This is a genomic window from Terribacillus halophilus (genome assembly GCF_900101385.1).
GTDB lineage: Bacteria > Bacillota > Bacilli > Bacillales > Amphibacillaceae > Terribacillus > Terribacillus halophilus.
Genome location: NZ_FMZB01000001.1, coordinates 665258 through 677014, shown reverse-complemented (window position 1 = coordinate 677014; position 11757 = coordinate 665258). Strand labels below are relative to the sequence as shown.

Here is an 11757-nt window from a genome sequence, read left to right as displayed (position 1 = left end):
ATCTGGTTTCCTGCGCTCGACTTGCATGTATTAGGCACGCCGCCAGCGTTCGTCCTGAGCCAAGATCAAACTCTCCATGAAAGTGTTGATGCTTTGCGCTCGTTAGAGCTGACGTTGATCTTAATGATCATGTCGTTTAGTTCGTAATTGGTTGTTTTGTTCAGTTTTCAAAGATCAATGACTGCCTTGCGACAGTAACTACATACTACCACCATGATTCGAGACTGTCAACACTAGTTTCAAAGAAAAATAGATTATTAGCAAAGAAGACGTCGAAAACGCCTCCCTTGCCATGTTTCTCATCTCACTTGAAAACTAGTTCGCCTTTCCATTCCAGCATACCGCCATCCATATTGATCACATCATACCCTTGGTTTTCCATGAAGGCTGCTGCATTCATACTGCGGTGGCCACCTCGGCATACAAGTACATATGTCTCGTCCACAGCCAATTCCGGCAGCTTCTCAGGTATCTGCTGCAGCGGAATATGAATGGCGCCCGGAATCATGCCTTGCTCCACTTCCTCATCTTCCCGTACATCAATCACTTTATAAGCCAAAGTACCGTTTTCAATAAGTTCATCAAGTTCTTCCGGTTGTATATTGCGCATCCCACAGTTCCCCTTTACTTAAATAGAATCCCTCCTGCAAGCACAGAAGGGATTCATCTATCAATTTGCTACTACATTCACTAGCTTGCCTGGAACGACAATCACTTTTCGAACAGTCTTTCCTTCAAGCCAGCTTTGCATTTGTTCATTATCAAGTGCGATTTTCTCCAGTTCTTCCTTGGATGCATCATGCGGAACCATTGCTTTTGCCCGCACTTTACCCATCGCCTGTAATACGATTTCAATTTCTTGTTCTACAAGCTTCGACTCATCATGAACCGGCCATGCCGCGTACGTAATGGTTTCCTGATGACCTAGTTTGCTCCACAGCTCTTCGGCGATATGCGGTGCAACTGGTGAAAGCAGCTTCGTGAATCCTTCCGCAAATTCACGCGGGATGACAGGTGCTTTATAGCAATCGTTGATGAATACCATCAATTGGGAGATGCCTGTATTGAAACGCAAAGCCTCAAAGTCCTCAGTCACTTTTTTCACTGTTTCATGGTAGCTTCTTTGCAGTTCTTCGGCATCGATATCCTGCACCTTATCCGAAAGCTCCCCTGCTTCTGTCATGAATAAGCGCCATACCCGATCAAGGAATCGACGGGAACCATCCAGTCCATTTGTAGACCAAGCAATCGAAGCATCCAATGGACCCATGAACATTTCGTATAAACGAAGTGTATCTGCGCCATGAGACTCGATGACATCATCAGGATTGACAACATTCCCTTTGGATTTACTCATTTTCTCATTATTTTCACCAAGAATCATCCCTTGGTTATACAGCTTTTGGAAAGGCTCTTTTGTCGGGACTGCTCCGATGTCGTAAAGGAACTTATGCCAGAAACGTGCATATAGCAAATGAAGGACAGCGTGTTCTGCTCCACCGATATATACATCAACCGGCAGCCATTTCTTCAGTGTTTCGAAGTCGGCAAGCTTTTCCGGGTTCTTCGGATCGATGTAACGAAGGAAGTACCAGCAGCTTCCCGCCCATTGTGGCATTGTATGTGTTTCACGCTTGCCTTTCTTACCTGTTTCCGGATCTGTGACATTCACCCATTCCGTAATATTTGCAAGCGGGGATTCACCAGTACCAGATGATTTGATTTCATCAGTCTTCGGAAGTACCAGCGGCAGCTCTTCCTCCGGCACACTTGTCATTGTGCCATCTTCCCAATGAATGACAGGAATCGGCTCACCCCAGTAGCGCTGGCGGCTGAATACCCAATCACGCAAGCGGTAGCTTACTTTCTTAGAACCATGTTCGTTCTCTTCCAGCCACTTGATCGCTGCCGTAATAGCTTCTTCTTTATTCATACCGTCAAGGAAATCAGAGTTGATATGCGCTCCCTCACCAGTATGCGCTTCTTTTTCAATATCGGCACCTTCGATAACCGCTTTGATCGGCAAATCGAAAGTCTTCGCAAATTCATAGTCACGTTCATCATGTGCCGGTACAGCCATGATTGCTCCAGAACCATAACTCATCAGCACGTAATCAGCGATCCAGATCGGCATTTTTTCACCGTTGACTGGATTGATGGCATATGCACCAGTGAATACACCTGTTTTCTCTTTTGCAAGGTCGGTACGCTCCAAGTCACTCTTTGCAGCTACTTCTTCCTTATAGGCATCGACTGCTTCGCGCTGGGCATCGGACGTAATTTTGTCAACAAGCGGATGCTCAGGGGACATGACCGCAAATGTGGCCCCGAACAAAGTATCCGGACGAGTCGTGAACACATCGAAACTTTCTTCTGTGCCTTCTATGCGGAAGGTAACTTCAGCACCTTCTGAGCGGCCGATCCAGTTACGCTGCATCTCTTTCAAACTATCCGGCCAGTCCAGTTCATCCAAGTCTTCAAGCAGACGATCAGCATAAGCAGTAATACGAAGCACCCATTGCTTCATCGGCTTGCGAATGACAGGGTGACCGCCGCGTTCGCTCTTTCCGTCGATAACTTCTTCATTGGAAAGGACAGTACCAAGTGCAGGACACCAGTTAACTGCTACTTCATCAACATAAGCAAGTCCCTTCTTATACAATTGAAGGAAAATCCACTGCGTCCATTTATAGTAATCTGGATCTGTTGTATTTACTTCACGATCCCAGTCGTATGAGAAACCAAGCTCTTTGATCTGCCTTGTGAAGGTTGCGATATTCTTTTTCGTAAATTCTTCAGGATCATTCCCAGTATCCAGCGCATACTGCTCCGCCGGCAAACCAAAAGCATCCCATCCGATTGGATGAAGCACTTCATAGCCTTGCATCCGTTTCATACGAGACAAAATATCTGTAGCTGTGTAACCTTCAGGATGCCCGACGTGCAGACCCGCACCTGATGGATAAGGGAACATATCCAAGGCATAGAACTTTTGTTTTTCAGAGGAAGTATCTGTTTTGAACGTTTTGTTTTCTTCCCAATAAGCTTGCCATTTCTTTTCGATTTCATGATGATTGAATGACATATCGTGTGCCTCCTGTACTCTCTTCAACTTGAACAATCTGACCGTGAAGCAAAGAAAAAAGCCCCTCATCCCAATAATGGGACGAGAGGCTTCTCCCGCGGTACCACCCAACTTAGCGCATATGCGCCCGCTCGACATTCCTTAACGCGGAAAACGGCAAAAAGTACTGGCAGTTCCCTTTTGCAATTCCAAAGGCGAGTTCACAAGATGCCGGGACGGCTCGCACCAGAGTGCCGTCTCTCTTAAACCAAGCAGTGCTTGCTACTACTCCTTCTCCTCATCGTTCACAGTATTGTTGTGTTCAGTGTACGGAACTGTGCCGCATTTGTCAAGATTCGGCATCTTCCGTCCGGAATACCGAAACAGCCTCCTGTAGTTCACGTGTTACGCGGTCAAGCTGACCGACTGTCATGGCAAGCTGCTCATATGCTCCATACTGGGCATTGGTAGAATGATGGACAACATCCGTCTTTGCTGTATTTTCCTGAAGTGTGCTGCTAATTTGTTCCACTCTGGCAAGCACCTCCGCCCCAAACCGTTCAGACTGGACACTTCCGCTCTGGATTTGGTGCAGTCGGTTGGCAATGGATTCGAATTTTTCCTCGATCTCTACAAATGATGATTCCATACTTTCCATGGAAGCTGTTTCAGCTTTGGCTGTTTCGTGACCGAATTGCACAGCCTCTGATAAATTCATCGTACCTTTGCGGATCGCACCTACTGTTTGATAAATACTATCAGCCGAAGATTTGGATTCATCAGCAAGTTTGCGGATTTCCTCTGCAACGACAGCAAAGCCTTTACCCGCCTCACCAGCCCTGGCCGCCTCAATTGCCGCATTCAAAGCAAGCAAATTAGTTTGTTCCGCAACGGAAGCAACCGACGCAACCATTTGCTCGATTTGCTGTGAGTATTGTATGAAATCCCGCAAAGACGCTTCCATCAACTCCCTGCTTTCTCCGTTCCGGACTGTCAGCTTCTGCTGATTCTGTACAGTTTCACGACCGCGGAGGGCTGCTTCTGACGCAAGTTTTCCAAGTTCAACTGTCTCTGTCGCAAATGCACTGTTCTCACTTCCCTGCTTGTCCATCTGTTCAATCAAGGCTACCGTCTGCTGAAGATCGGAGGAAATGCGCTGGGAGCCGGATGTAATTTCGCCGACAGAAGCAGCAATTTCCTTATGCAGTGCTTGGAGATTCCGATTGTCTTTGTCAATTTCCTCAGACATTCCAGCCACTTCATCACTGGCTTTCTCGATAGATCGAATCAGGCTCTTCAACTGTTCTGTCATTTGGCCGAATGAAAGATTCATCTCACTGATTTCCAGACTGCCAGCCTTTTCTATCGGTTGCACAGTCAAATCTCCGGACGCAATCTGGTTTGTCCTTGATGCCAATGCCAGCAATGGATTAGCAATGGATTTGCTCGTCCTTCTCGAAGTATAGCTAGTGATGAGAATCAGCAATAACACACCAACAACCGACACCACTATTACAAAAGTAATTTGATTCTGCAGTGCAAGCTGTTCATCTTCATATGCTGCCGTACTGTATGCGTTCGCCATATATATATCATTCAGCAGCCCTTGAACTCGGCTCGATAACCGCAGTGCTTCCATCTCATTCACATTTGTCAGGAGGCTCGTCACTTCTCCTTGCCACTCAGCATATTTTTCCAATCCCGCGTTGAGATAGGCGGATGACTGACCTTCTGATGTTGCTGCCAGCTGCTCGAAGCTCGATTGGCTCTGTTCCAAATAAGAACGTAATTCTGCAGCCGATGTATCCGTACGAATCGTAGTCGTGTTCTTTAGTATCTGTCCAGCATTATTCAGCTGGCTGTCCAGCTGCTGAAGCTGCAGGAGGTGCTGGACTTGCTCGTAGCTTGAGGCGTTGATTCTCACCATACTGAAGATGATGAATGCAATAAGCGCTAAAGCTAATATACTCGTAGCTGCTGATTGAAGAAAAAGTTTCCGTGTCAGTTTCATTTAACTCACTCCGATTCTATCAGCTTCTGTGTTGCCGTATGAACTTTCCCCTCGACTGTGTCAGTGATACTGACCACGCCAATCGGACTCAAGCCTACCGCTTGTTCCCTCAAACCAATCACATCGCCCTCAGGCAGTTGTTTGCCTTTGGATAATCGTTCCAGAAATTCGAATAAGACATGATCGATTTGCAGCATGGCAGATGTAACGACATGATCAGGAGCAAGATAGGCTTGGTCACCACCAGCTCCGATCACATATCTATCTGCCAAGGCTGCTTGCTCGATCATTGCTTTTCCAGCATCTCCCGGTTCAGCGAAAAGAATATCCACTTCCTCATCGATCAGCTCCCGCGCCAATCGCTTACCGGCAGCTTCATCATCTATGGATGCTTCCTTGACGAGCAGTTCGGTTTCTTTGGAGGTATCCGCCACACCCTGTTCGAACCCTTTAAGATATGCACTGGATCGATCACCGATAAAGCCTGCTTTGTTAGTTTTTGTTACGGTGGCAGCGGCTACACCAGCCAAATAACCCGCCTGTCCGGCATCAAACTGATAGCCGTACAGATTATCACCTTTCAAATCGGTTTCAAAAGCGATGTATGTAATATCAGGATTGGCTTTTGCTTGTTTGGAGACAGCATCCTTGGCTGTTGACTCTATCGTGATGATTGTATCCATACCTTCTTCAGCCAACTCTTCCAATGCTTTCTCATAGGATTGCTCTGGGGTTATTTCCTTATATGTATAAACGATATCAAGACGGTCTCTTGCTTTAGTCAACCCCTCGATTGCCACGTCATTCCATTCCTGGTCACCAAGACCCGCTTCTGTCAGTATGATTCCGATACGTTTCTCTTCATCCAGTTTGGCAGCTGCCGAATTGGCGGCACACCCAGTTACATAACATAGAAGCAAAATACAAATAGGTATAAGGATGCGCTTATGCATGTGTCGATATACTCCTTTCTTTTCCATTACACTACTACTATGGTCCTTATTCCGACACGTTTCTACATAATTTCGGTAAATTATTTGTAAATTTATCTTTACATAAGAGAGATTTGATTTGCTAAATGGAAGCAGGTAGCGTAAAACTAAGAGAGAACAATTTGTCAGAGAGAGGATTTCAGGAAATGCTAAAACATGTCATCGCTTATGCGCACGAACTGATGGAGCAAGTAATCCAGCCAGGAGATACGGTTATTGATGCAACATGCGGCAACGGCAACGATACACTCGTGCTCAGCCACTTGGTCGGAGATGAAGGAAAGGTGCTGGCATTCGATATACAGGAACAAGCCATCGAGATAACAGGCAAGCACTTGGCCATGCACGATGTCACCAATACGACTTTGATCTTGGATAGCCACCAGCGTGTCGATCATTATATAAAGCCCGCAGACGAAGGAAAGCTTGCCGGGGCTATTTTCAATCTAGGTTATCTGCCAGGAAGCAATAAAGCGATTACAACCAACGCAGAAAGCACCATCACTGCCATCGAGAAAATTCGCCATGCAATGAAGCCAGGCGGCAGAATCGTATTGGTTGTTTATCATGGCCATCCAGAGGGCGCGATTGAAAAAGAAGGACTGCTTGCTTATGTGAAGGATTATGATCAAAAGTATTATGGTGTCCTGCAGTACCGCTTCCTTAATCAAAAGAACAATCCACCATTCATCATTGCAATCGAGAAGAAAAAATGAAAGAAGCGCAGACCCCTTTAGCCGATCGGGGTACGCGCTTCTTTCATTTTATTATATGCTTTGATGTTCAAGTGGAAAAACTTCGATTTATTGCCGCTGGCCCTAAGCAGCGATTTTATCATCTGCTTGCCATCGGCTAGCAGACTCACCTTACTATCTGCCAAGTACAAACCGACAAGCCCATGATGGACCATTTCATGGAAAGAAGCATGCGGCAGACGCTGTACACTTTCATTCGTCCGTTCGATGAAATACTGCAGTCTTTCGCGCATTTCCTCCGAGTCCCGGTAGTAGTGACAGAAGTTCAGATCACCTTCGGCCTCATCCTCCATCTGATCGATATAATAATCCAGCAGGATATGCAGACCTTGCATATACGGGAAATAGCTTCGATAGATATCTTCAGCCAATTGATGATCAAGCTCCATCCCCATTCCGTAAGATACGAAGCAGAAGATGCCAAGTGTCGATCCGCTGCAAGCCGAAAATTCATACCAAGTAAGGTCACGATGGTCCTCTTGATAAAGGGAGAACCAATTCGTAAGCCGCTCGATTCTCTCTTCCTTCGCTACATGCTTGTGCACTTGCAGATCGCCATATAATCCGGAGAGCTTCAGCAGATAAGGATGCATGATTTGCAGATTCGGCTGTTTTCCGAGGATTGTCTGGCAAGTGAAAACGAGAGAATGCAAATAGCCGCCATCTTCACCCTCCTCGCGTAATGCGTAATAATCCTTCAGCTTTTCGCCAGGCTGCAGCGCATCCAGCATGGATTGATGTAGAAGCCGGAAATCATTGGGGTCTAGCGAAGTACTGCGATCGCATAAATTATCCAGATAGTCACTGATGGTCTGATACGCTATGATGAACTTGATAGCCTGTTTCCACGCATCCCCTGCCAGCAGACTGTATACAGCCCCACCCTGACAATGGAAGCGTTTCGTCCGAATACTTTCCAGTGCCTGTTTCCGCAGTTCCGGGTCCGGGATTGCTTCTGCCCGCTGTTTCCATAATTCCAATTCTTTATGTACTTCAGGGAATATTTTTCGATATACTTGATGCATAAGTAAAACCGATGACTTTGGTATTTGTTGGGCCATTGTTCAATATCGCTCCTCGAATCCGGGATTGTCTTCTTTCCAAAAAATCTATTAATTCTATAAGAACATAAACGAAAGGAGTATTCAAATGATATACGAATACGACAAGAAACGTCCACATGTTCACAATGAAGCTTATGTAGCTCCAGATGCTGTTATTACAGGAGATGTAACCATTCAAAAAGATGCCAGCATCTGGTTCAAAACGGTCATACGGGGAGATGTTTCACCCGTTATGATTGGAGAAGGTGCCAATGTCCAGGATCTCTGTGTTCTTCATCAAAGTCCTGATCTCCCCCTTATTATAAAGGAAGGTGCCACGATCGGTCATCAAGTTACACTGCATTCCTGTACGATTGGTAAGAATGCTCTGGTCGGCATGGGCTCCCTTATCCTTGATGGAGCGGTCGTGGAAGATGGCGCGTATGTCGGAGCGGGTTCACTCATACCTCCAGGCAAAACGATCCCTTCCGGCAAGCTTGCATTCGGCAGACCTGCCAAAGTCGTGCGGGATTTGACGGAAACCGATTACCAGGACATGGAGCGAATTCGGTTGGAATATATCAGCAAAAGTAAATTATATAAAGAAACAACATAAAAAGCCGTCCCTTTCGTTGGGACGGTTTTTATGTTATACGGTCTGCAGCTTGCTTTGCACTCTATCAACTTTTTGGAATTCGGCAAAGTCGTATTTACGTTCGACGTAAATTTGATGCCATAGCATGAATGCAAGAACAGTCCAGATCTTACGGCTGTAATCACCCTTGCCTTGGCAATGTGCATCCAGCAGATTAAGAATATAATCCTTATGCAGGAGATGGTCTGTCTGACTTTCATGGATGAGTTTCTTCGCCCAGCCATTCAGTTCATTTTTCAGCCAGTGGCGCATAGGTACCGGGAAGCCGAGTTTTTTCCGGTGCAATACGTGATCAGGTACAATGCCTTCCACTGCTTCACGCAGCAAGCTCTTCGTCGTATTGTTGGCGATTTTCAGGTCTTGCGGAATTTCGCGGGCAACTCGGAAAACTTCTTTATCAAGGAACGGTACGCGAACCTCGAGTGAATGCGCCATTGTCATCTTATCGGCTTTGAGAAGGATATCTCCGCGAAGCCAAGTATGAATATCGATATACTGCATCTGATTGACAGGAGGCTCATTCTTGACGTTTTCATATAAAGGTGCGGTTAACTGCTGATAGCTGATCGAGCTGTCATACGTTTTCAGCAGCTTTTGCAGATCCGCTTTCTCGAACATCTTGGCGTTACCGATATAGCGATCCTTCAAAGGAGTCGTACCGCGCTCCAGGAAGCTCTTGCCGCGTACACCTTCAGGAAGAATCTTCGCCACGCGGGCCAGCAATGCCTTGGCAGGTCCTGGGATGCTGTCGAACATACGCAGGGACTCTGGCTCACGGTAGATATTATATCCGCCGAACAGTTCGTCGGAACCTTCGCCTGAAAGGGCAACAGTCACATGCTTGCTGGCTTCCCTTGCAACGAAGTACAGTGCTACAGCAGACGGATCAGCTAATGGATCATCCATATGCCACATGATTTTCGGTAGCTTCTCAAGGTATTCTTCCGGTGTGATGATGTGCGAATAGTTTTCCACACCGATTTTTTCAGCTGTTTCTTTCGCAACATCCACTTCAGAATAGCCTTCACGCTCGAATCCTACGGAAAATGTCTTCAAGTTCGGGTTGAATTCCTTTGCGATGGCTACGATGACAGAGGAATCGATTCCCCCAGAAAGGAAGGATCCAACCGGCACATCACTTCGCATATGCTTGCTGACGGAATCATACAGCACGTCCTGGATTCGGGTGATCCAAGCTTGCTTGTCCATAATTTTTGGTGAGAATGTCGCATGCCAGTAGCGATGGAATTCGATTGGTTCACCTTCACGTTTTACGAAGTAATGACCAGGCTCAACCTTCTTGATACCTTCTGTCATAGAGAAAGGATCGGGTACATATTGATAGCTCAGATATTGCTGCAGCGATTCTGTATCCACGGTATCGGATTCTTCAAGAAGTGTGATGCTTTTCTTCTCGGAAGCAAAGAAGATTTCCTCGTCCGTTTCTTTATAGAAGAGCGGCTTGATGCCGAACGGGTCACGAGCCCCGTAAAATATCTTCTTTTGTTTATCCCAGATCAAGATGCTGAACATACCGCGAAGCTCCTTGAATGCTTCCGCTCCGTATGTATGGTACATCGCAGCGATGACCTCGGTATCGGATTCTGTCTTGAACTCAGATCCTTTTTTCAGCAGGTCTTCACGAAGCTCTACATAGTTATAGATTTCCCCGTTGAAAACCATCCAGATGTTCTCATCGTCATAGCTTAGCGGCTGAACCCCAGCTTCGATGTCGATGATGCTCAAACGGCGAAAACCAAATGAAACATGTTCGTCATGGTAATATCCCTCATCATCCGGACCGCGGTGGGTGATGATGTTGTTCTGTTGTTTGAATTTATCCTTATCAGCTTGCGTTAGTTGTTTTACGTTTTTTCTGATGACGCCAATCAAACCACACATTTACTTATTAGCCTCTCTTTCATTACTTCTAGCCATTAATTATAGCATAAAACAATTCGGTTCTTGAAGGAAGATTATGGGCGGCGACTTAAAAAAAGCAAGAGCTAAAAAATAGCTCTTGCTTTTGCATCCGATTATGCGAATGTATAGCTTTCAAGTTGTGCTGCTCTGTCTGTCTGCTCCCAAGGGAAGCTCTTATCAGTACGCCCGAAATGACCGTATGCAGCTGTATCCCGATAGATCGGCTGACGCAGGTTCAGCATCTTGATGATGCCAGCAGGTCGAAGGTCGAATAGCTCGCGTACTGCTTTCACCAATGCTTCCTCGGTTTGTTTGCCAGTCCCGAAAGTGTCGATGCTGATGGAAACAGGCTCAGCAACACCGATGGCATAAGCAAGCTGCACTTCACATTTATCCGCAAGACCTGCTGCAACGATGTTCTTCGCCACATAACGTGCTGCATAAGCGCCGGAACGGTCCACTTTCGTCGCGTCTTTGCCGCTGAATGCACCGCCGCCATGGCGTGCATAGCCGCCATACGTATCAACGATGATTTTACGGCCAGTCAAACCAGCATCCCCTTGCGGACCGCCAATAACGAAACGGCCTGTCGGGTTGATGATATACTTCGTATTTTCGTCAAGCAGCTCTGCTGGCACGACAGGTTTGATCACAAGCTCTTTCAGATCAGCATGGATCTGTGCTTGCTCCGCTTCGGGATGATGCTGTGTAGAGATGACAATCGTATCAATCCGTACAGGCTGATCGTTTTCATCATATTCCACTGTTACTTGTGTTTTCCCATCCGGGCGCAAGTAATCCACGACTTCCTCTTTGCGTATGTTCGCCAATTGCTTGGAAAGACGGTGAGCCAATGATATCGGCAGCGGCATGAATTCCGGTGTTTCATTGCTGGCATACCCGAACATCAATCCTTGGTCACCCGCACCAATGGCATCGATTTCTTCGTCCGTCATCAAGCCTTCGCGGGCCTCAAGCGCTTGATCGACGCCCCCTGCGATATCGGGCGATTGTTCATCAATTGCTGTCAGCACTGCACATGTATCGGCATCAAAGCCGTATTTAGCACGTGTATAACCAATTTCTTTGATTGTCTTACGCACGATGCTTTGGATATCTACATAAGCGTTCGTTGTGATTTCACCAGCTACTAGTACAAGACCAGTCGTAACTGTCGTTTCACAAGCTACACGGGCATTCGGATCCTTGGATAGGATTTCATCTAATATAGCATCCGAAATCTGGTCACAGATTTTATCCGGGTGGCCTTCAGTAACGGATTCTGAGGTAAATAATCGACGATTAGCAGTCATT

At 46.4% G+C, this 11757-nt stretch carries 9 protein-coding genes, 1 rRNA gene and 1 other annotated feature; of the genes, 2 read left to right on the top strand and 8 right to left on the bottom strand.

Annotation, left to right across the window (positions count from 1 at the left end):
• From BLQ53_RS19035 to BLQ53_RS03265, 5 genes are all read right to left on the bottom strand, one after another.
• A 16S ribosomal RNA gene (locus BLQ53_RS19035) occupies nucleotides 1–81 on the bottom strand; the annotation flags it as partial.
• Nucleotides 82–304: 223 nt separating this feature from the next.
• Nucleotides 305–610, bottom strand: a complete 306-nt coding sequence (locus BLQ53_RS03280) for a rhodanese-like domain-containing protein (RefSeq protein WP_093725822.1) — start codon at nucleotides 608–610, stop codon at nucleotides 305–307.
• A gap of 60 nt (nucleotides 611–670) precedes the next feature.
• Nucleotides 671–3085: a leucine--tRNA ligase gene (gene leuS, locus BLQ53_RS03275; RefSeq protein WP_093725821.1), complete on the bottom strand. Its 2415-nt coding sequence runs from the start codon at nucleotides 3083–3085 to the stop codon at nucleotides 671–673.
• A gap of 74 nt (nucleotides 3086–3159) precedes the next feature.
• Nucleotides 3160–3372 (bottom strand) — a binding site (T-box leader).
• 41 nt (nucleotides 3373–3413) lie between these two features.
• The gene (locus BLQ53_RS03270; protein ID WP_093725820.1) at nucleotides 3414–5075 is read right to left on the bottom strand and encodes a methyl-accepting chemotaxis protein; all 1662 of its coding nucleotides are present in this window, start codon (nucleotides 5073–5075) and stop codon (nucleotides 3414–3416) included.
• A gap of 5 nt (nucleotides 5076–5080) precedes the next feature.
• Nucleotides 5081–6028, bottom strand: a complete 948-nt coding sequence (locus tag BLQ53_RS03265; RefSeq protein WP_170829561.1) for a BMP family ABC transporter substrate-binding protein — start codon at nucleotides 6026–6028, stop codon at nucleotides 5081–5083.
• Nucleotides 6029–6213: 185 nt separating this feature from the next.
• On the opposite strand from BLQ53_RS03265, the gene mnmM reads away from it, so the two are divergent.
• The gene (mnmM, locus tag BLQ53_RS03260) at nucleotides 6214–6783 is read left to right on the top strand and encodes a tRNA 5-(aminomethyl)-2-thiouridylate-methyltransferase MnmM (RefSeq protein ID WP_093725874.1); all 570 of its coding nucleotides are present in this window, start codon (nucleotides 6214–6216) and stop codon (nucleotides 6781–6783) included.
• Between the two features lie 17 nt (nucleotides 6784–6800).
• On the opposite strand, the gene BLQ53_RS03255 is transcribed toward mnmM, so the two are convergent.
• Nucleotides 6801–7883 carry a tetraprenyl-beta-curcumene synthase family protein gene (locus tag BLQ53_RS03255; protein ID WP_093725818.1) on the bottom strand — a complete coding sequence of 361 codons (1083 nt, stop codon included), beginning with the start codon at nucleotides 7881–7883 and terminating at the stop codon, nucleotides 6801–6803.
• A gap of 88 nt (nucleotides 7884–7971) precedes the next feature.
• On the opposite strand from BLQ53_RS03255, the gene BLQ53_RS03250 reads away from it, so the two are divergent.
• Nucleotides 7972–8481, top strand: coding sequence for a gamma carbonic anhydrase (locus BLQ53_RS03250; protein ID WP_093725817.1), 510 nt, complete (start codon nucleotides 7972–7974; stop codon nucleotides 8479–8481).
• Between the two features lie 33 nt (nucleotides 8482–8514).
• Here BLQ53_RS03250 and asnB read toward each other — a convergent pair whose 3' ends face one another.
• Both asnB and metK read right to left on the bottom strand, forming a co-directional pair.
• A complete protein-coding gene (gene asnB, locus BLQ53_RS03245; RefSeq protein WP_093725816.1) occupies nucleotides 8515–10422 on the bottom strand; it encodes an asparagine synthase (glutamine-hydrolyzing) in 1908 nt (635 codons plus the stop codon).
• A gap of 134 nt (nucleotides 10423–10556) precedes the next feature.
• The gene (metK, locus tag BLQ53_RS03240; protein ID WP_093725815.1) at nucleotides 10557–11756 is read right to left on the bottom strand and encodes a methionine adenosyltransferase; all 1200 of its coding nucleotides are present in this window, start codon (nucleotides 11754–11756) and stop codon (nucleotides 10557–10559) included.
• Nucleotide 11757: the final 1 nt, after the last annotated feature.

Excerpts from the sequence above, each read along its gene's own strand:
- BLQ53_RS03280 (WP_093725822.1), bottom strand. The coding sequence starts at position 610 with ATGCGCAATATACAACCGGAAGAACTTGATGAACTTATTGAAAACGGT.
- leuS (WP_093725821.1), bottom strand. The coding sequence starts at position 3,085 with ATGTCATTCAATCATCATGAAATCGAAAAGAAATGGCAAGCTTATTGG.
- BLQ53_RS03270 (WP_093725820.1), bottom strand. The coding sequence starts at position 5,075 with ATGAAACTGACACGGAAACTTTTTCTTCAATCAGCAGCTACGAGTATA.
- BLQ53_RS03265 (WP_170829561.1), bottom strand. The coding sequence starts at position 6,028 with ATGCATAAGCGCATCCTTATACCTATTTGTATTTTGCTTCTATGTTAT.
- mnmM (WP_093725874.1), top strand. The coding sequence starts at position 6,214 with ATGCTAAAACATGTCATCGCTTATGCGCACGAACTGATGGAGCAAGTA.
- BLQ53_RS03255 (WP_093725818.1), bottom strand. The coding sequence starts at position 7,883 with ATGGCCCAACAAATACCAAAGTCATCGGTTTTACTTATGCATCAAGTA.
- BLQ53_RS03250 (WP_093725817.1), top strand. The coding sequence starts at position 7,972 with ATGATATACGAATACGACAAGAAACGTCCACATGTTCACAATGAAGCT.
- asnB (WP_093725816.1), bottom strand. The coding sequence starts at position 10,422 with ATGTGTGGTTTGATTGGCGTCATCAGAAAAAACGTAAAACAACTAACG.
- metK (WP_093725815.1), bottom strand. The coding sequence starts at position 11,756 with ATGACTGCTAATCGTCGATTATTTACCTCAGAATCCGTTACTGAAGGC.